General features: G+C 46.9%; 1 pseudogene. It reads left to right on the forward strand.

Annotated features, from left to right (window positions below):
* Positions 1–616 (forward strand): annotated as a pseudogene (gene mukB, locus R7Q09_RS26725) (chromosome partition protein MukB); the annotation flags it as partial.

The following is a 616-nucleotide window of genomic DNA, read 5'->3' on the forward strand; positions in this document are numbered from 1 at the left end:
GAAGCTGACCCAGAACAAGCATTGGCAAATGTTCGCGAAAAACGCGGTCAAATCGCCCGTGTATTGGCTGATTTGGAAGCGAAAGAACAACAACATCGTTCTCAGCTTCAAACTAGCAAGCAAGCTCTGTCTTCGTTAGACAAGCTCGCACCAAACATGGCTCTGATTGAAGACGATACGCTGCAAGCGCGTTTCGACGAGCTGGAAGAGAAAATTGCGCAACTGTCGGAAGCGAAAGCGTTCTTGAACAACCACGCGAAAGCCGTGGCTGAGCTTGAAAAAATTGCTTCTGCACTTGATGCAGACCCTGAACAGTTCGATGCGCTAGAAGCAGAATACAAAGCCGCGGACGAGCAACTTCAAGAATTGAAGAAGCAGATCTTTGCCTTGTCTGATCTCGTTGAGCGTCGTCACTACTTTGCGTATTCAGACTCTGTTGATTTGCTTAACCAAAGCAGTGAACTTAGTGAGCAGTTAAAAGCGAAGCTGGTTCAGGCTGAGCAAATGCGTACACGCTCTCGTGAAGAGTTGAAACAAGCGCAAGGTCAAATGAACCAATACAACCAAGTATTGGCATCATTGAAAAGCTCGCACCAAGCGAAATTGGAAACTGTTC

This window comes from Vibrio sp. 2130-1 (assembly GCF_033339515.1).